The 19178-nt window shown below is 68.6% G+C and carries 16 protein-coding genes and 2 tRNA genes; 8 read left to right on the top strand and 10 right to left on the bottom strand.

What is annotated here, in order from left to right; translation table 11 throughout:
* Window positions 1-13 precede the first annotated feature (13 nt).
* From gltX to KGD87_RS02490, 4 genes are all read left to right on the top strand, one after another.
* On the top strand, window positions 14-1453 hold the full coding sequence (gene gltX, locus KGD87_RS02505) for a glutamate--tRNA ligase (RefSeq protein ID WP_284665967.1): 1440 nt from the start codon (window positions 14-16) through the stop codon (window positions 1451-1453).
* A 58-nt stretch (window positions 1454-1511) separates the two neighbouring features.
* On the top strand, window positions 1512-1919 hold the full coding sequence (locus KGD87_RS02500) for a hypothetical protein (RefSeq protein ID WP_163779955.1): 408 nt from the start codon (window positions 1512-1514) through the stop codon (window positions 1917-1919).
* Between the two features lie 69 nt (window positions 1920-1988).
* Window positions 1989-2059: transfer RNA gene (locus KGD87_RS02495), tRNA-Gln, on the top strand.
* A 129-nt stretch (window positions 2060-2188) separates the two neighbouring features.
* A tRNA-Glu gene (locus KGD87_RS02490) sits at window positions 2189-2260 on the top strand.
* Window positions 2261-2360: 100 nt separating this feature from the next.
* On the opposite strand, the gene KGD87_RS02485 is transcribed toward KGD87_RS02490, so the two are convergent.
* On the bottom strand, window positions 2361-3350 hold the full coding sequence (locus KGD87_RS02485; RefSeq protein WP_284665966.1) for a response regulator: 990 nt from the start codon (window positions 3348-3350) through the stop codon (window positions 2361-2363).
* 51 nt (window positions 3351-3401) lie between these two features.
* On the opposite strand from KGD87_RS02485, the gene KGD87_RS02480 reads away from it, so the two are divergent.
* Window positions 3402-3986, top strand: a complete 585-nt coding sequence (locus tag KGD87_RS02480) for a hypothetical protein (RefSeq protein ID WP_284665965.1) — start codon at window positions 3402-3404, stop codon at window positions 3984-3986.
* Here KGD87_RS02480 and KGD87_RS02475 read toward each other — a convergent pair.
* Both KGD87_RS02475 and KGD87_RS02470 read right to left on the bottom strand, forming a co-directional pair.
* Complete coding sequence (locus tag KGD87_RS02475) at window positions 3958-5115, bottom strand: sensor histidine kinase (protein ID WP_176412107.1); 1158 nt, start codon at window positions 5113-5115, stop codon at window positions 3958-3960. The genes KGD87_RS02480 and KGD87_RS02475 overlap by 29 nt on opposite strands.
* Before the next feature lie 146 nt (window positions 5116-5261).
* Window positions 5262-5504 (bottom strand): DUF2795 domain-containing protein, encoded by a 243-nt coding sequence (locus KGD87_RS02470; RefSeq protein ID WP_284665964.1) that lies wholly within the window; start codon window positions 5502-5504, stop codon window positions 5262-5264.
* Window positions 5505-5689: 185 nt separating this feature from the next.
* Between KGD87_RS02470 and KGD87_RS02465 the strand changes: the two genes are divergently transcribed.
* Entirely contained in the window at window positions 5690-5938 is a 249-nt protein-coding gene (locus KGD87_RS02465) for a hypothetical protein (RefSeq protein WP_284665963.1), read from the top strand.
* Between the two features lie 76 nt (window positions 5939-6014).
* Here KGD87_RS02465 and KGD87_RS02460 read toward each other — a convergent pair whose 3' ends face one another.
* The 7 genes from KGD87_RS02460 to KGD87_RS02430 all read right to left on the bottom strand — a co-directional run bounded on the left by KGD87_RS02460 (window position 6015) and on the right by KGD87_RS02430 (window position 14636).
* Window positions 6015-7622, bottom strand: coding sequence for a pyruvate dehydrogenase complex dihydrolipoamide acetyltransferase (locus KGD87_RS02460; RefSeq protein ID WP_284665962.1), 1608 nt, complete (start codon window positions 7620-7622; stop codon window positions 6015-6017).
* Between the two features lie 6 nt (window positions 7623-7628).
* Window positions 7629-8615 (bottom strand): pyruvate dehydrogenase complex E1 component subunit beta, encoded by a 987-nt coding sequence (locus KGD87_RS02455; protein WP_013939245.1) that lies wholly within the window; start codon window positions 8613-8615, stop codon window positions 7629-7631.
* A 53-nt stretch (window positions 8616-8668) separates the two neighbouring features.
* Window positions 8669-9790: a pyruvate dehydrogenase (acetyl-transferring) E1 component subunit alpha gene (gene pdhA, locus KGD87_RS02450; RefSeq protein ID WP_284665961.1), complete on the bottom strand. Its 1122-nt coding sequence runs from the start codon at window positions 9788-9790 to the stop codon at window positions 8669-8671.
* 135 nt (window positions 9791-9925) lie between these two features.
* The gene (locus KGD87_RS02445; protein WP_284665960.1) at window positions 9926-10672 is read right to left on the bottom strand and encodes a hypothetical protein; all 747 of its coding nucleotides are present in this window, start codon (window positions 10670-10672) and stop codon (window positions 9926-9928) included.
* 100 nt (window positions 10673-10772) lie between these two features.
* On the bottom strand, window positions 10773-12338 hold the full coding sequence (locus KGD87_RS02440; protein ID WP_284665959.1) for a hypothetical protein: 1566 nt from the start codon (window positions 12336-12338) through the stop codon (window positions 10773-10775).
* Window positions 12339-12412: 74 nt separating this feature from the next.
* Complete coding sequence (locus KGD87_RS02435; protein WP_284665958.1) at window positions 12413-13876, bottom strand: MFS transporter; 1464 nt, start codon at window positions 13874-13876, stop codon at window positions 12413-12415.
* Between the two features lie 79 nt (window positions 13877-13955).
* Window positions 13956-14636 (bottom strand): NUDIX hydrolase, encoded by a 681-nt coding sequence (locus tag KGD87_RS02430; protein ID WP_284665957.1) that lies wholly within the window; start codon window positions 14634-14636, stop codon window positions 13956-13958.
* A 143-nt stretch (window positions 14637-14779) separates the two neighbouring features.
* Here KGD87_RS02430 and KGD87_RS02425 point away from each other — a divergent pair, with 143 nt between their 5' ends.
* Window positions 14780-17164 carry a bifunctional metallophosphatase/5'-nucleotidase gene (locus KGD87_RS02425; RefSeq protein ID WP_284665956.1) on the top strand — a complete coding sequence of 795 codons (2385 nt, stop codon included), beginning with the start codon at window positions 14780-14782 and terminating at the stop codon, window positions 17162-17164.
* Window positions 17165-19135, top strand: a complete 1971-nt coding sequence (locus KGD87_RS02420) for a single stranded DNA-binding domain-containing protein (RefSeq protein ID WP_284665955.1) — start codon at window positions 17165-17167, stop codon at window positions 19133-19135. It abuts the gene before it with no gap.
* Window positions 19136-19178 lie beyond the last annotated feature (43 nt).

Raw genomic sequence — 19178 nt, 5'->3', positions numbered from 1 at the left:
TCCGCGCGCCCGTATGCCTCCTGCCCTTCGCGTCCGCTTCGCTCCCTCGCCTACCGGCTACCTCCACATTGGCGGTGCCCGTACGGCGCTGATGAACTTCCTCCAGGCGCGGCGCCAGGGCGGCACCTTCGTCCTTCGCATGGAGGACACGGACCAGGGCCGCTCCACCCCGGAGTCGGTGCAGGCCATCCTGGACGGACTGAACTGGCTGGGCATCGACTGGGATGAGGGCCCCGGAAAAGAAGGCCCCTACGCCCCCTACTTCCAGATGCAGCGGCTGGACACCTACCGCAAGCACGCCGACCAGCTCATCGCCGAGGGCAAGGCCTACCGGTGCTACTGCACGAAGGAGGACCTCGACGCGCAGCGGCAGGCAGCGGAGAAGGCGGGCGGCGCGTTCAAGTACCCGGGCACCTGCCGTGAGCGGACCGCCCCCCCCGCCGGCCGCGCCGCCGCGGACGCCGTCATCCGCTTCAAGATGCCCGCGGGAGAGGGCTCCGTGTCCTTCACCGACAAGGCGCTGGGCACCATCACCAAGACGCACAGCGACCTGGATGACTGGGTCATGATGCGGGCGGACGGCATCCCCGTGTACAACTTCGGGTGCGTCATTGATGACCACCTGATGGACATCACCCTGGTCGCGCGCGGCCAGGAGCACGTCAACTCCACCTTCCCGCAGCTCATGCTGTACCAGGCGCTGGGGTGGACGCCTCCCGACTTCGCCCACCTGCCGCTCATCCTGGGCCCGGACCGCGAGAAGCTCTCCAAGCGCAAGCACCCCGAAGCGGACGTGATGGTGCACAAGCGCAACGGCGTCATGCCGGAGGCGCTGCTCAACTTCGTCATCCGGCTGGGCTGGAGCCACGGCAACGACGAGGTCATCAGCCGCGAGCAGATGCTCGAGTGGTTCGACTTCAGCGACGTGGGCACCACCTCCGGCGTCTGGAACCCGGAGAAGCTGCTGTGGCTCAACCAGCAGTGGATGAAGCAGTTGCCGGTGGAGACCGTGGTGGAGCGGCTGCTCCCCTTCCTGGAGGCGAAGGGCGTCCAGGCGAAGGGCGACCCGCGGCTGGAGACGCTGGTGCGCACGCTGCGCGAGCGCTCCAACACCCTGGAGGACATCGCCACCACCGCGGCCAACGTCTACTTCCGCTCCGGCATCACCCTGGACGAGAAGGCCGCCACCAAGCACCTCTCCGGAGAGTCCCTCAACCTGCTGCGCAAGGTGCGCGAGACGCTCGCCGCGCTGCCGGAGTGGTCGGTGGAGGCGCTGGACGGCGTGGTGAAGCAGGTGAGCGAGGCCTCCAGCGTCGGCATGGGCAAGGTGGCGCAGCCCATCCGCGTGGCGCTCACCGGAAACACCACCAGCCCGGGCATCGGCGAGACGCTGGTGCTGGTGGGCCGCGACGAATCCCTGCGACGCATCGACGCGGCGCTGACGCGCGGTTGAGCCGTCAGGCGCAGGTAGCGGTGGACGTCAGCGGCGCAGGCCCCTATCTTTCGGACCCATGATGCGTGCCCTTGACAGCCTGAAACGCGGTTTTTATAAGGCGCGCCCGCTCGGAGCGGCGCTGGTGGCGCTCTGGGCGGTTTCAGCGGGCGCCGAAGTCGTCAACGGCGCGCAGTTACCGGATGGGTCCAGGCGCGTCGGTGAGAATCGCTACCGGTCGCCCAGGGATTTCGATGGCACGCTGGACTACTACCGCGCGGTCTACTCGACGAGCGGTTACCCCCGCCGGCAGATCGTGAACCAGCCGGGCGTCAAGGCGGTGCACATCACCAACCCCTCGGGGAAGAACTTCGCGGGGCTGAACATCTACGAGGCGAACGACGAGGTTCGCATCTACATCGTCCCGACCCAGCAGGCGGCCAGGCCCGCCAAGAAGCCGGCGACGACGAAGAGCAGGAAGAAGTAAACGCCGCGCCGAAGTTGTTGCAGTCCCGAAGTGGTATTGGTAGAGAAGCGCCGCAGTCGAGCAGGTCCTTGGGGAATCGTCTAACGGCAGGACAGCAGACTCTGACTCTGCTTATCTAGGTTCGAATCCTAGTTCCCCAGCTTGCAGTCCCGCAGTCGCAGTCCTCGTCAGTCCGAAGCAACCTGGGCAGCACGAAACAAAAAGGGTTGACGAGGGCAGACGAAAAAAGGTAGAAGTCGCGGGCAGTTAGCAGCGATTGAACAAGTTTTGGCCCTGTCGTCTAGCGGTTAGGACGGAGCCCTCTCACGGCTCAAACTCGGGTTCGAATCCCGGCAGGGTCACACTGAGACGCCCACCTTCTGAAAAGAAGGTGGGCGTTTCGCTTTGCGGGCCAGCCGCCGACGGCCCCTCCGCGAGGCCCGGCGCCTCGACGGGAGGGCTTCAGGGGAGCGGCGCGGCGATGCTCTGCCGGAAGGTGGCCAGCGCCGCCGCGAGCCGATCTTGCGCCCGCTGCACGCCCCTGCGCAGGAGCAACATGCGCACCTTCTCCGGCAGCGCGACGGCGCCCTGGCTGGTGCCGAAGCCCACCAGGTCCATGCGCAGCGTAATCGCCTCCAACAAGTCGCCCAGGTCCGCCTGCGGACTGGCGAGCAGCAGCACGTCGGGCGGTTTGCGCTGAAGGCGCTCGGCCAACGTGCGCCACTGGGGGTCGCCCGTCTCCACGATGACGACGTCCACGCGCTCCAACTCGGGCGCGTAGGGCGGCAGCTCCACCGCCTCGAAGCCGGCGTCCTGCATGACGGCGACGGTGTCCGCGCTGCCCACGACGGCGACCCGGCCATTGAGGCCCAGACGCACCGATTCCTCGTAGGCCCGCAGCTCCGCCTCCAGGGCTTCGTAGGCGGGCTCCGGCGCGTCCTGTCCGGAGGCCAGGAGGGCCGCGGCCTCTCGGGCCACCTCTCGCGCCTGCTCCCGCACGAGCAGGCCCGCCGTCCGACGCTCCAGGGCGGCACGCACCTTGGCGCGCAGCACCCGCAAATCGTCAAAGGGCTTGAGGATGTAGTCACTGGCGCCCGCGGCGAAGGCGGCGACGACGCTTTCGGAGCTGGCGTAGCCGGTAATCATCACCGCTTCCAGGGACGGCTGGAGACGGCGCGCCTCGGCGATGAGCTCCACGCCGCCCATGCCGGGCAGGTTCTTGTCCGTCACCAGGACGTCGAAACGCTGCTCGGCCAGCAGCGGGAGGGCTTCCTCCGCGCTCGCGGCCAGCGTCACCACCAGGTCGGCATCTCGCTCCAGGAGGCGGGCGCAGATGTCCAGCACGACGGGCTCGTCATCCACCACCAGCACCGTCGACGCGAGCGTCCCTCCTTCCCCTCCTTCACCCTCACCGGTTTCGAACGGGAACTCCATGGCCACGCAGATTCGCACAGCTTACTTCCAACTACGAAGCCCGCATTTCAGGCCCGCTATGCTGGGGGCGTGGCGAGCTTCGAGGATGCATTGCAGGACAACCGGGTCCCCGGGCGGCTGGGGGACGTGAGGCTGCGTTATGACGGCGGCCGGCTGGTGGGCGAAGCCCTGCCGCCGCCCTGGGCGCGGCGTGTCCTGCCTGGGTTGTTCGTCGGCGTTGGGCTGGGGTGCGCGGTGGGCGCCGCCATCCTGGTGGGCGTCCGGGAAGGCGCGACGGCGGCCTTCACCCTGGGCCTGCTGGCGGCGGCCCTGGTGGGGCTGGCCCTCAAGCTGGAGTCGCGACTGGGCCGCCGGCGCTTCATCCTTCACTTCCGCACCGAGTCCTTGCGGCTGGAACAACTGGCCCGGACCCCCGGCGCCACCCGCGCGGCGGTGGTGCCCTTCGACGCGGTGCGGGCCGTCCACATGGTGGAGCGCCCCGGGCCTCGCTACGCGCTGGTGGTGGAGTACGCGCCAGACGACGCGGACGGCCCGCTGCGCCGCGCGGTGCTGGTAGAGGACATCCGCGCCACCGAGACACAGACGCTGCACCGCGTGTGGCGCATGCTCAGCAACGCCTTCGGACTCAGGGGAGCGGGGCTCGCCGGAGGGTGATTTCGATTTCGGTGCCCTCCCCTTGCGTGGAGGACAACCGGAGGCTGCCGCCGAACTGCGTGACGAGCTCGCGGCAGATGGACAGGCCCAGGCCGGTCCCCACGCCCACGGGCTTGGTGGTGAACATGGGCTGGAAGACGCGCTCCTGCAGCTCCATGGGAATGCCGCAGCCGTTGTCCGCCACGGTGAGCACCACGTCGTCGGCACGCACCGTCCACCGGACCTCGATGCGCCCGGGACGTCCCGTGGTGCCCATGGCCTGCGCCGCGTTGACGATGAGGTTGAGCAGCACCTGGCACAGCTTCACCGGGCCGAAGGTGACGCGCACGGCCTCGCCGTTGCTGGTCAGCCGCGCCCGCTCCCGCACCTCGGCGCGCGCCAGCTTCACCGCGAAGGACACCACCTCCGCGACGTCCGCCGTGGCCTCCAGGTCCTCACCGCGCGCCTGGGCTCGCAGGCCCAGCGCCACCTGCCGCAGGTGCTCCGCGCCCTCCGCCAGGTCCTTGATGAGGGCGGGCAGGTCCTCCACCGTCTCCGCCACGGTGGCGTCCGGGTCCGTCTGCAGGTGCCGCGACACGTACTGGATGACGCTGCCCAGGTCGCGCTGCAGCGACACCACGTTCTGCGACAGGTAGCCCACCGGCCCCATCAGCTCGTGCGCGATGCCCGCCGTCACCTGTCCCAGGGTGGCCAGACGCTCGGACTTCATCATGCGTCCCTCCACCTCGCGGATGCGCAGCTCCAGCCGGGCAATCTTGAGCGCGTCATCGAGCGCGGCCTGGAGCTCCGTCCGGTCCCACGGCTTGACGAAGTAGCGCGTCACCTGACCGCGGTTGACGGCGTCGATGACGGCCTGCATGTCCGCGTAGGCCGTGACGAGCATGCGCTTGGCGTCCGGCGCAATCGTGCGCGCCCGCTCCAGCAGCTCCACGCCCGTCATGCCGGGCATCCGCTGGTCGGAGAGGATGACGCCAATCTCGCCCCTGCGCTGCTCCAGGAGCGCCAAGGCCTCGCTGGGCGAGGAGCTGCGGAAGATGCGGAAGCGCTGCCCGAAGTTCGCGTCGAAGACCCGGAGGTTCAGCGCGTCATCGTCGACGTAGAGGACCGCGGGGAGTTCAGACGGGTTCATGACGCTCCTCCTGGCCAGCGTCCCATGAAGGGGGCCAGGCTGGTAAGGTCTAGGATAGCGCCTCAACCCCTTCGCGATCTGCTGGGTACCGCGCGCACCCCCAGGATAGAGCGAGCGCCTGACGCATCGCACCTCCCCAAGGGGCCCTATCCTTCCAGCGCCCGGGCCACCGCGTCCACGGAGCCGAAGCGGGCCCGGGGCAGTGAACCCAGCAGCGAGAGCACCAGGGCCGGGGCCTCGTTCTCACGGGCCACCCAGGTCAACTGCCGCGCGGACAGCGGAAAGACGGCGCCCTCCAGCGCCTTGTGCAGCGACTCCGCCAGCGGCAGCGGCGGGCCTCCGCGCGACTCCAACTCCGACACACCCTGGGCAAGCCGTTCGCGTGTCATGTCGTCGTTCATTGGAAGCAAGTTAAGCAGCGAACGCCCAGGGCCGCCGACCTTTTTTTTCGCGCTCGTGGGACAGGCAGGGGGTCAAGCCGTGCAACCCGCTTGTGGGTGGTCAGCGCGCGGCACACGTCCCACCGTTACCGCCACGAAGCGTGCCGGATGGCACCTGCTTGGGAGGACACAACATGGCGGACAGCAAGGGTAAATCCGAGGAGACGGAGCAGAGCGCAGCCGGAGATAACGGTTATGCGGAGCGCATCGAGCATGTGGAGGGCACGCGCCCACAGCCCTGGCCCGGAATCCGCGGTCGCTCGGACGATGAGGAGAACGAGCTGCCGACGGGAACGTCGCGCGAGCGGCAAGCAGGCGTGACGGAGACTCAACGCAAGCTGGAGCAGGAGGCGCATGGCCGCAAGGGGCCGACGCTCAAGTAGCAAGAGCCTCTCCACAGGCCCGGCCCCGCCCTCGCGTGCCCCAGGACGGGCGCGCGGAGCGGGGCAACGGGACGGCCTAGAACAGCAGCCGCGTGGGGTGCTCGAGCAGCCCGCGCAGCTCGCGCAGGAACTCGGCGCCAATGGCACCGTCGATGACGCGGTGGTCGCACGACAGCGTCGCGGTCATCATCTTCCGGACCGCCAGCTGACCGTCGCGCACCACCGCCTTCTCGGAGACGGCACCCACCGCGAGGATGGAGGCCTGCGGCGGGTTGATGACGGCGACGAACTGGTCGATGCCGTACATGCCCAGGTTGCTGACGGTGATGGAGCCGCCGGTGTACTCCTCCGGCCTGAGGGCGCGCTTGCGAGCGCGCTCCGCCAGCTCACGCACGCCCGACGCGATGGCCTGCAGGCCCTTCTGGTCCGCATCCCGGAGGATGGGCGTGATGAGGCCCTCCTCCAGCGCCACCGCGATGCCCACGTCCACGCTGTGGAACTGGACGACCTTGTCGCCCTGCAGCGAGACGTTGATCTTCGGGTAGCGGCGCACCGCCATGGCCACGGCCTTCACGATGAGGTCGTTGACGGAGACCTTGAGGTCCAACGCCTTCGCCTCTTCGCGCACCTTCGACGCCGCCTCCATGTCCACCTCGATGGTGAGGTAGAAGTGAGGCACGCCGGGCTTCACCTCCGTCATCCGCTGCGCGATGACCTTGCGCATGGACGAGAGGGGGACCACGGTCGGCTCGGGACGCACGCCCGGAGCGGGCTGCGCGGCCGGGGCCTTCTTCGCGGCAGGAGCCGCCGCCGGTCCACGCGCGAGCGCCTCCTCGATGTCGCGCTTCACCACGCGGCCGGACGGACCGGAGCCACTCACCTGGGTGAGGTCCAGCCCCTTCTCACGCGCGATCTTCTTCGCCACGGGGCTGGCGCGCAGACGCCGGCCACCCGCCTGGGCCGGAGCCGCCGGAGCAGGCGCGGGCTTCGGAGCGGGCGCCGAGGGCTTCTCGGGAGCCGGAGCGGACGCCGTGGGCTTGGCCGCTGGAGCGGACGGTGCCGCCTTGGCGCCCTTCGCGGTGAGGTACGCGATGGGCGCGCCCACCTTCGCCATCTGGTTCTCGCCGACGACGATTTCCGCCAGGGTGCCGTCGTCGTAGGCCTCGATTTCGAGGTTGGACTTGTCCGTCTCCACCTCGGCCACGGCCTCGCCGGAGGACACCTTGTCCCCCTGCTTCTTGAGCCACTTGACGATCTTCCCCTCCGTCATCGTCGGGGACAGGTTCGGCATCTGGATGGCGATGCGGTTGTCGCCGCCACCCGACGGCGCGGGCTTCGCGGCGGCCTGTGGCGCGGAGGCCTCGGGCGCCGGCGGGGGCTTCTGCTCGGGAGGCGTCGCGGCGGCGGGGGTGGGCGCGGCCTGCTTGCCGGCGTCCACCCTCTCACCCTTCGCGCCGAGATAGGCGATGGGCGCGCCCACCTTGGCCATCTCGCCCTCGCCGACGAGCACCTGCAGCAGGTACCCGTCGTCGTAGGCCTCGATTTCAAGGTTGGACTTGTCCGTCTCCACCTCGGCCACGGCCTCGCCGGAGGACACCTTGTCCCCCTGCTTCTTGAGCCACTTGACGATCTTCCCCTCCGTCATCGTCGGGGACAGGCTCGGCATCTGGATGGGAATGGCCATACGCGTTCAGGCTCCCTCGCGGTACAGCACCTTCTTCACCGCGGCGATGATCTTCGGTGCGTCCGGCTGCGTCGCGTTCTCCAGGTTCGCGGCATAGGACATGTTGACGTCCAGGCCCGTGACGCGCTCCACCGGCGCGTCCAGGTCGTCGAACGCCTTGGACTGGATGATGTCCACCACGGACGCGCCCACGCCGGCGAGCACCCAGCCCTCCTCCACGATGACGGCGCGGTTCGTCTTGCGCACGCTCGCCAGGATGGCCTCCTCATCCAGGGGCCGCAGCGTGCGCAGGTCCAGGACCTCCACGCTGATGCCCTCCTTCGCCAGCTCCTCGGCCGCCTGCATGCAGAAGTAATACATGCGGCTCCAGGTGATGATGGTGACGTCCGTGCCCTCGCGCTTCACGTCCGCCTTGCCGAGCGGCACGACGTGTTCGCCTTCCGGCACCTCACCCTTGATGGCGTAGAGCCGCTCGCCCTCGAACATGACCACCGGGTTGTCGTCCCGGATGGCCGCCTTGAGCATGCCCTTGGCGTCCGCGGGCGTGGCGGGCGCAATCACCTTCAGGCCCGGGAAGTGCGCGTAGTTGGCCTCCAGCGCCTGGCTGTGCTGGCTGGACAGCCGGCCACCGGCGCCACCCGGGCCGCGGAACACGATGGGGCAGCGCAGCTGGCCACCGGACATGTGCCGCAGCTTGGCGGCGTTGTTGACGATCTGGTCCATCGCGAGAATCGCGAAGTTCCAGGTCATCATCTCCACCACGGGGCGCAAGCCCACCATGGCCGCGCCCACGCTCAGGCCGGTGAAGCCCAGCTCGGCGATGGGCGCGTCGATGATGCGCGCGCTCCCGAACTTGTCCAGCAGTCCCTGCGACACCTTGAAGGCGCCGTTGTAGCGGCCCACTTCCTCGCCAATCAGATAGACGTTGGCGTCGCGCTCCATTTCCTCGGCGAGCGCCTGGTTCAGCGCCTCGCGGTACATCAACTCGGGCATCGTCGGCTCCGACTCGAATCTGAAAAAGGGTTGGTAGACACGTCAGCGCGCGCCTAGCGGATGAGGCCCGCCTTCTTGTCGGCCGCCTCGGCCTGCTCGCGCGGCTCCAGGTCCCACGTCACCTTCAGCTCCTGGCCACTGGGGTACGTCGGCCAGTTCACCTTCTGACCCAACACGCGCTCGCGGGGGCGCACGTCCTCCTCGCCCTCCTCCACGATGGTGTCGCGCCACAGCTCTTCCAGGCTGGGCTCGGGCGACTCGTCGGCGAACTTCACCGCCTGGTCCACCCGCGCCTTGATCTCCTCTTCGATGGACTCGAAGACGTCGTCCTGGGCCAACCCCTGCTTCTGGATGTAGGCGCGCAGCTTCGGAATCGGGTCGCCCTTGCGCTCCGCCTCCACCTCCTGCTTGGTGCGGTAGGTGGCGGGGTCGGCCATGGAGTGACCGCGGAAGCGGTACGTGTTGGCCTCCAGCAACACGGGGCCCTTGCCGGCGCGGCAGTACTCGGCGGCGTCCTTGACGGCCTCGTACATGGTCAGCACGTCCATGCCGTCCACCGGCTCGCCGCGCATGTCGTAGGCGCTGGCGCGCTTGTAGATTTCCGGCACCGCCGACGTCCGCGAGATGGCCGTGCCCATCCCGTAGCGGTTGTTCTCGCAGATGTAGATGACCGGGAGCTTCCACTTGGACGCCATGTTGAGCGTCTCGTGGAAGGAGCCCTGGTTGGCCGCCGCGTCGCCGAAGTAGCAGAGCGTGACGCGGTCCTCGTTGCGATAGCGGCTGGCGAAGGCCATGCCCGCCGCCAGGGGAATCTGGCCGCCGACGATGCCGTAGCCGCCGTAGAAGTGATGCTCGATGTCGAAGATGTGCATCGAGCCGCCCTTGCCCTTGCTGTAGCCGGTGCCCCGGCCCATCAGCTCGGCCATGACCATGCCCGCGTCGCTGCCACGGGCCAGCGGCTGGCCGTGGTCACGGTACGCACTGAGCATGTAGTCATCCGGACGCAGGGCTTCCGCAGGTCCCACCGCCACGGCCTCCTGGCCGATGTAGAGGTGGCAGAACCCGGCGATCTTCCCCAGCGTGTACTGCTGACCCGCGCGCTCCTCGAAGCGACGGATGAGGTACATCTTCCGGTACATGTCCAACAGCAGTTCTTTCGAGTACGGGCTGGCCACTGCGGGATGCCTCCATGCTGGCCGCCCACGGGACTCCCGGGGCGGCGGACGCCGAGCGACTCAATAGCGCGCGGCAGGGGGACTTCAAAGCCTTTCAAACCCCGTCAACACCGGGCCTCTTTCAGGCGCGGTGCGTCAGGAACCCAGCGCGAAGTGCGGGACGGAAATGACGCCGTCCAGCAACTCCACCGGCCGGCCCGAATGGTCCGTGGCCAGATGGATGACGGTGGCCTCTGGAAACTTCCGCCGGTAGTCGTTCGCGTGCGTGGGCTCGTTGTCGAAGGCAGCCACCACGCTCCCCAGCCGGCCCAGCCGCGCGTGCGCCTCCCGCTTGAAGGCGTCGTCGTCCTCGGCCAGCGTGGGCTTCATCACGAGCAGCACCCGTTCGTCATCCGGCAGCGCCAGGCCGTGGCGGCGCATGCAGGAGACAGAGCCCTCCCGCATGGCCTCGTGACGGCCGGTGACGTAGACGAGCCGCGCGCGGGTGGCCACCACCTGGTGGGTGAAGCCGGCCGCGCCGTCGATGGCCTCGTCGTCCACGCAGTAGTCGCTGGTGAAGAAGCGCTCCGCCCAGAAGCGGCGGGCTTCGGCGAAGTGGGATTCCACCAGGGCGTCCTCCAGGCCGCAGGCGCGCATGGCCTCCTTCATATCCCAGCCCGTCACCCAGTGGCGCGGCTCGCAGGCGGCCAGCGCGGCCAGCGAGCGGGCGGCGCCATACTCCCGGAGGATGCGGGCCTGCCGGGGCCGGTTGTCGAACAGGGTGGAGTCCAGGTCGAACGCCAGCACGGCGGAGGAGCCCAGGGAGCGGGCGCGCTCCAGGATGGAACGCAGGGTGTCACGCCAGTCGTCGCGGATGCGCTTCTTGAAGTCGTCGTAAGCCATGTGCGCCGGGGAGATTACCCGCGCGCGCGCCAGGGTGCCGCCGAAACCTCAACCAGGGGCGTCATGCGCCCCCCTCCCTGCCTGGAACGTCGCGCCCGCCTCACGCCGCGGACTTCCACCCCGAACGGCTGGGCGGCGCGCCGGGGCCGGGGTCCGTGAAGCGCTGCATGCGCTGGATGCCGTTGCGGTCCAGCACCAGCCGCACGAACTGGACGGAGTCCTGACGGCGGTCCGTCTCCTCCTCCACCACCGTGAAGCGGAACACCATGTCCACCGGGTAGCGCTTGGTGCCGCGGATGTGGCCCACCGACAGGTCCGCCAGGTCCACGTACTCCAGCGCCAGCTCCGGCTCGTCCATGTCGCGCAGGAAGCGCTCCACGTTGAGGCGGAGGATGTCCGTCACACCCGTCAGGCCCCGCTGCGTGCGCGGCAGGTGGCGGGCATCCAGCACAATCTGCTTCTGGTAGCGGATGACCGTCTCGGACAGCTCGCCCTGCGTCGCGGTGAGGAAGTCGTCGCGCTGACGCAGCGCCGACACCGTGTCCGGCACCTTCAGCGCGGGCCCGTAGTCCACCCGCTCCTCACACGCGCCAATGACGCGCCCGGTGACGGGGTCCACCAGGTTCGTGGTCCGGTCCGCCAGGTGCATGGCCGCCACCCGGCTGAGCATCCGGCGCAGGCCTTCCTTGATGCGGTCCTTCACCATGTACCCCACCACGAGGATGAGGAAGAAGTTGAGGCTGGCCTGCGCGTAGCGCTCCTGCGCCCAGAAGGCCACCGCGGTGGCGACCGCCATCGCCACGCCCGCGGCCAGCGCGAAGAGCATCTCCTCCCAGCCCTGCCGCTTCTGCCGCCGCTTCGACGACAGGAACAGCACGTTCATGCAGAACTTCTTCAGGAAGCCCAGCCGGAGGATGTACTCCTCGTTGTCCCCCGTGGGGCTGAGCACGCTGCGCAGCCGGTGCTCCTTGCGGTACGCCTCCTCCCGCAGCACCGCCTCCATCAGGCCCTTGCGCAGCCCATGCCACGGCTCGCCGCGGGGCAGCGCCTTCATGTCCGCCACCGAGCGCCGGAAGCCGCCCTCCACCAGGAGGCTGACGTATTCATCCACCAGCCGCAGCGACGCCCGCGTGCGCTCCCGCAGGTGCAGCTCCCCCACCGCGCGCAGCCACATGCGGAAGCGCTCCAGCACCCGCGTCACGCCGGCCTGCATGGCGATGACTTCGGACTCCAGCACCGCGCACGCGTCCGTGGGCAGCGCCACCGGCCCCTCGCACCGCGACTCCACCCCGGTGGCGAAGCGGCGCAGCGCCCCGCGCAGCACGCAGGACAGGAGCTTGGCCTGGTACACGACGTCCTTCTCGGACCCCATCCCCGTGCGCAGCCACGCCTCCAGGCGCACCAGCGGCGAGGTGTCCGAGGTCAACAGCTCGTTCACCGCCATCACCGGCGTCTTGAAGCGCACGTAGTTGTGGATGTCCGCGTAGAAGTCCGCCCGAGGGTACGTCTCCGCGTCGATGTTCAGGCTCCCGGGCAGGAAGAGATACGCCTCCACGAGGTAGCGCGTCTCTTCCACCCCGGAGGGCTGGTACTCGAGCTTGATTTCGAACTGCTTCCGGTCGTGGACCTCAAAGCGGCTCTGCAGGGGTGCGGGTAACTGGGACACACCTGGAGTCTACGTCACATCCCTGTCACGCGGGAGTGACCCCGACGTCACACCTCGTCGGGGCCACAGGGATATCACCCGCCAGTGCCGGTCCGGTCCGCTGGCGCCGCCGGAGGCACCGGCAGGGTGGCCGGCACGGGCGTGGACTTCGGCTGGGGCCGGGCGTTCCACACCTGGGTGGCCAGCAGCAGCCCCAGGAAGGACAGCGGCAGCATGGCGTAGGGCCAGTTGCCCCAGTTGGCGGCCGTCTTCGCCTCGTCGCCCATCGGCAGGATGGACCCCAGCAGGATGGACTGCAGCGCGGTGCCCGCGTACACGGCGCCGTCGATGATGCCCACCGCGAGGCCGGCGTTCTTCTTGCCCCCGAAGTCCATGCTGGCCGTGCCGGACAACATGCCGTGCACGCCGATGACACACAGCGACATGAAGATGACCGTCCAGCCCAGGGCGACGCTCTCCAGGACGAACAAGGAGATGATGGCGCCCACTGACATGCCCGCGTAGAGCACGGCGGACACCGGGCCGCGGCGCGAGTCGAAGACGCGGTCGCTGATGATGCCGGCGAACATGCCGCCGGTGATGCCCGCCACGCACAGCAGCATGCCCCAGTTGGCCGCGACGAACGTCTCGCTGATGCCCGTCGCCTTCGCGAACTTGGGGTACCACTGCATGATGGCGTTGCGCATGAAGCCGCTGCAGAACTCGATGCAGAGGATGATGATGATGGCGCGGTTGGTCAGCATGCGCTTGAGCACGCCCGCCACGCCCAGCGCAGGCCCCGTCTCTCCGGAGGACGCGTCCGCGGTGTCGAAGTCCGGATGCCCCGCGTGGCCAGGCGTGTCGCGGATGACGAAGAAGTCCACCACCAGGAACACGGCGAGGATGGCCGCGGGCACGAAGAACGCCCAGTAGGTGGGCGCCGCCTTCACGATGAGCCGGCTCCAGTCATAGGCGAAGTAGACGCCCAGCGAGATGAGGATGCCGAACACGCCGCCCAGCAGGCCACGCTCGCGCACGTGGAACCAGGCCGCGTTCACCTTGACGATGGAGACCGCGCCGAAGCTCTGGAAGTACATGTTGACGGCGTAGAGGAACGACAGCGTCGCCACCAGGCCGCCCGGCGGCGCCCAGTCCCGCGTCAGCACCGCGTACACCACGCCGCCCATGGCCACGTTCGCCACCGCCGAACCCGCGGCCGACATCAGGATGGTCTTCCGGCCCCCCAGCTTGTCCGTCAGCGGGCCGTTGAGGAGGAAGGCCACGCCGTAGACGGCGGTGCCCCACGCGAAGATGGTGCCGAAGTCCGCGTTGGAGGTGCGGTCCCCCATGGCGCTGGTGGCCACGTTGAGGTTGTAGCGCCCCATATAGAGGAACGCGTACGTCATGCCCAACGGGAACCAGTTGAAGAGCCGGCGGCGCTTGAACGCCTCCGAGTGTCCCAGCTCCACCTTGGGCAGGCGCGCGAGGACGAGGCCGATGGCCCCCAGGAGGATGAGGATGGGCAGGAACTGGGCCAGCCAGGGGGGCAGCGACGACATGCAGCGACCTCTGCGGTGGATTTCGGAACGCCGCGCACCCTACCCCGGCACGCGGCGGCGCGAAACCAATGCACGCCCGTCAGGACGGGAGGGCGAGCAGCCGCGTCAAGGCGACCTCCGTCTTCGCATCCGGGATGTCACCGCGCCGGCACGCGTCCAACACCTCCTGGATGGGGCGCCAGTGCAGCTGCGTGCCCTCCTCCAGCGGCGACCCATCCCCTTCGGGCTCCTCGGGTGAAAGGTCGGTGACATCCACCGCGGCGGGGAACACCTTTTCGGACAGGATGCCCGGCGCCAGGAAGAAGGCGCCGCCCAACAGCCGGATGTCCTCCGGCTTCACGCTGAAACCGGCCTCCTCATGGACCTCTACCGCGGCGCGGCGACGCAGGCCTTCCTCGCCCTTGTCCTCCGGCTCCAGCAGCCCCGCGACGATTTCTTCCACGCGCAAGTAGCCGGACGCGGGGTCTGGAACGGTCATCGCGCCGCGGTTGTCCTTCCGGAAAAACGCCGCGGGCCGGAGGTTCATCCGCGTCAGGACCTCCAGACCTGACGCGCCGCGGCGGTACACGAGCACCGCCACCGCGTCCAACCGGGGCCGGTCCACCACATCCACCCGGTAGACGGGAGAGGAGGAGCCGTCCGCGCGCCGGTTGCGGCAGCGCAGCCGCCGAACCCGGAGAAAGCCCTCGTCGCATCTCGCGGTAGACGAGAAATCCTCGATGATCTCGATGTCAGTCACACTGGAATGACGCTGCCGCATGTCCGCCTGCTCTCCTGAGGAGTAGGAACGCCAATGGCCGGAACCTGGCCCGCCATGGTGGCGTTGCTTGCTCGACAAAGCTCGATCCCGTACCTTGCGCCCGCTTTACCGCTGTCTCCCCCCCGAAACACGGAATTCTCTTGATGCGTCGCCTCCTGCTCGGCCTCTGCTGCGCCCTGGCCTCTGCTTCGTGCATGCCGGTGCTGGAAGGCCAGGACTACAACCTCGAGGGGCAGGAGGTGCGTCTGACGCTCCTTCATACCTCTGACATCCATTCGCGCCTCATCCCCTATGACTTCACGCCGTTGAAGACGGACGTGGACCTGGGGACCATCCCGGAAGCGGGCCCCTTCGGTGGCGCCACGCGCATGGGGGCGCTGCTCAAGCGCGAGCGCTCGCAAGGCGAGCGTGTGCTGCACGTGGACTCGGGCGACTGCTTCCAGGGCGCGCCCATCTTCAACCTCAACACCGGCGAGGTGGAGTTCAAGTTCCTCTCCGAGGCGCGGCTCGACGCGGCCGTCGTGGGCAACCACGAGTTCGACGCGGGCCTGCTCAACTTCACGCAGGTGGCGCAGCAGCACGCGATGTTCCCGCTGCTGGCGGCCAACTACTTCTGGGACGACTGGCGGGCGAACGGCAACCACCAGACGGCCCTGGAGGTGGAGCCGTACACCATTCGCAACGTGAAGGGCATCCGGGTGGCCATCATCGGCATGGCCAACATCTCCTCGCTCAACTCCATCGTCGAAGGTGGCAACAGCCTCCAGGTGACGCCGCTGGAGCAGAACGAGGTGGCGCGCGCCTACGTGGACCTGCTGCGCCCCGTCACGGACCTCATCGTGCTGGTCAGCCACCTGGGCCTCCACGAGGACCAGGACGTCATCCAGGGCTACGAGGCCTATTACGAGTACGCCCGCGCCAAGGCCTACGTGCAGCGCCAGAAGGAACCCTGGGAGGTGCTGGAGTGGTTCGGCCCCGAAGGGGACGACAAGTCCGTGGTGCGCGTGCGCATCCCCGGCGTGGTGGGCGTGGACGCGGTGATGGGAGGCCACCTGCACGTCGTGCTCAACCCGCCGCAGCTGCTCACCGACCCCGCGGGCCGCAAGGTGGTGCTCGCGCACTCCGGCGCGTTCGCCAAGTACGTGGGCCGGCTGGATCTGGTGGTGAAGATGCCCGAGGTGCTCGGCGCTGGCGAGGGCGGCGAAATCATCAGCCAGGACTTCCGCGTGTTCCCCCTGGACGCCCTGTGGTGCGACGACGCCATGCGCCGCTTCCGCCACGACAGCAACGTGTTCTGGGAGGAGGGCCAGTTCCTCCGCGACGAGCGCGTCCGTCAGGCCATCCAGGCGTGCAAGAACCAGGAGGACCGGATGACCACGCACCTGCTCCAGCCGTACATCCTGGGCATGGACTTCAACCTGCAGTTGACGTCCATCTTCTCCTACGCGCCGCGCGACGTGCAGCGCCGCAACAACTCCACGGGGGGTGACTCGCCGCTGGGCAACATCGCCGCGGACTCCATGCGCAAGCGCCGCCGCGTCGAGGCGGAGATGGCGCTCACCAACTCGCTGGGCATCCGCGACAACCTCTACGCGGGCGTGGTGAGCCAGGAGTCGATGTTCAACGTGTTCCCGTTCGAGAACACCATCAACATCATGTACCTCTCCGGCAAGGAGATGCAGGAGCTGTTCGACTTCGTCACCGAGCGCTCCGCGGAGCGCGGCTGCGTCAGCCAGGCGCAGATCTCCGGCGCCCGGTTCACCATGGACTGCGCCCAGGTGCAGGTGAACGACCTGCAGACGGCCTGCAACCCGGCGCTCAACGGCACGGATTGCCCCAACCAGGACCGTCAGGGCCATGCGCCGTGGCAGTGCCTGGTGGACCAGAGCAACGACTCCAGCGTGGGCCGCTGCTACGCGCACCCGGGCACCGACATCCAGATCAACGGCAAGCCGCTGGACACCACCGGCACGTACAAGATCGCCGTCAACGACTACATCGCCAAGGGTGGCTCGGGCTTCAACATCCTCAAGCGCAACACCACCCGCATCGAGACGGGCATCTCGCTGCGCGACTCGCTCATCGGCTACATGCAGGACTTCTGCACCTGTGAGGACATCCTCGCGGGCAACCAGACGTCCAAGGCGGGCCACTACTGCGGCAACCTCATCAACGGCCGCTGGACGGTGAACGAACAGGTGGTGGGCTCCTGCCGCGCCGCCTCCGACTTCAAGGCCGCGCTGAACAAGCAGGTGGGCAGCTGTGCCTGCAAGGACCTGCTGTCGCTCCCCTCGGACGCCGCGGAGCGCTGCGGTGTGCCGGGCCTGACGGCCGAGGACATCCAGAGCCAGTGCAACGTGCCGGAGGGCCCGTACACCGGCCGCTGCAACTGCCGGGATGTGCTGGCTGGCAACAACCCCATCTGCGGCACGGTGACGAACCAGCTGCGGAACTTCTGTGAGAACCCCACCTCCGTGTCCATCGCGGACGCGGTTGAGGATTCCCGTATCGGCCGGAGGGTGAAGTAAATGAAGCGCCTGCTCTTCCTGTCGGCCCTGGCGGCGGCCGGCTGTTACACCCAGGAAACGCCGCAGCCGGATGGCGTCGCCTCGTTCCGGGTCAACCTCACGGGCATCTACACCGGCGGCACGCGGACGCCGCTGCCGGTGGTGAACGAGTGCGCCACCGCGCACGGCGGCCAGGACCAGGTGCCGCTGGAGGTTCGCGGCACGGCGGACTGCCGGCTGGCCCTGCCCCTCACGCCGGTGGACTTCGACGTGGAAATCACCGCCCTGGACGCGAAGGGCCAGCCCATGGAGTCGTTCAACGGGCCGGTGTCCTTCCGCACGGTGCCGGGCAACCTGACGGGCGAATACCGCTACCGCTGGACCCAGCTCACCAACGGCCGGGGCACCGGCACGGTGCGCTCCGGCCAGCTCTACGGCGACACCCACGTCTGGGTGCAGGACGAGCCGCCCCAGGTGGATTACGCCGAAGGGCAGGTCATCCCCGGCGAGCTGCCCCAGGAGCCGGCGACCCGCACCAACTCCACCGGCCTGTCGCGGATGATGAAGTTCGAGGAGCCGACCATCGCTACGGTCCAGGTTCCGCAGAACAGCGATCAGCTCACCGCCTACGCCGGGACATACATGCGCATCGGGCGCAACCCGGAGGCCGGCCCCCCGCTGCTCCAGAACTGCCCCGAGGGAGACCCGAACGACAAGCAGCCGGTGACGCTGCTGGTGACGGGCACGGACCCGGGCGGCTTCTTCGTCACGGACATGACGGCCTGCCGCGTGGGCGAGAACAGCGTCCCGGGCGCCAACATCCAGACGGGGGAGCCGGACGGCTACTACCCCGGCCGCTTCAACTCGCTCTACATCTACAACTACTCCTTCCCCGAAGGGCTCGACCCGGGCGACCTGCTGTGGTCGGTGTCTGGCTCCGTGCAGGAGTTCACCTCCACCACGCAGCTCACCTTCCCCGCCTGGACGGTGCGCGAGCGCGTCCGGCTGCTTCCCCAGACGGAGTGGGACAAGTACCTGAAGCTGTCGCCGCCGGTGGAGATCAACGGTCGGCTGTGCGGCTACAGCGGCTCGCTCTACATGACGGACCCGCTTTGTGGTTACAGCTACGGCAACTACAAGATGGAGAGCCTGGAGTCGTCGCTGGTGAAGCTCCGCCGGGTGAAGTTCCCGCGCGTCTTCCACAGCTGTGACGCCAACGGCAACGGCACCGTCCCCTTCTTCTGTCCCAACACCCGCGCGGGCACCTGGGGAAGCTGCGGCACGGACAACCCGAACGACCCGGAGCTCGCCGAGCGGCAGTGCAACATCGACTGCACGCTGGGCATTGGCCAGTTCGCCGGCGTCCACTGCGCCGAGCGCAACACGTACAACGGCTTTGGCCAGTTCGTGGTGGAGATGAACCCCACCGGCGCCGCGGTGGCGGGCCTGGACGAGTCCGTCCCCGGGCGCATCCAGACCTTCACCGCCACCGTCAACGCGGACCCCACCGTCGTCAACTGGGCCCAGTCGGACACGTTCAGCACGAACCTGCGCATCAACGTGTCCTGCGACAAGCCGGCCAACGTGCGCTTCGGCGCCAGCGGCACGCCGGTGGCGCTGGCGGCCCAGACGCCGCTGCAGCACACCATGGCCGCGGGTGAGGGCACCGTGTACGCCTCCGTCCAGAACCGCGAGGACGGCACCCTCACCTGCAAGGTGGCGGCGGACGCGCGCACGCGCATCAACCTGGTGACGAAGGACGCGGTGCCGGACCTGGTGCCCGACTGCAGCGAGGATGACCCGAACGCCGAGGCGGCCCAGCAGTGCCGCAATCTGCGCGCGGCCAGCTTCGACGTCGTGGGTCACCTGCGGCAGGTGAGCGCCGCCCGCCCCCGGTGGAACGTGCTGCCTCGCGACCTGGACGACATCTGCTGCTACCCCGGCCCGGGCATGGAGTGCCCGCGGCCCATCCGGCCTTGCGTCAATCCGTAGTCTTCTGATGATTCTCGCGACCCGGTGACGGGAAGCAGGGAGG

Source organism: Myxococcus sp. SDU36 (assembly GCF_030168875.1).
Classification (GTDB): Bacteria; Myxococcota; Myxococcia; order Myxococcales; family Myxococcaceae; genus Myxococcus; species Myxococcus vastator.
Note: the sequence above shows the minus strand (reverse complement) of the source record. Positions and strands in the feature narration are given on the sequence as shown.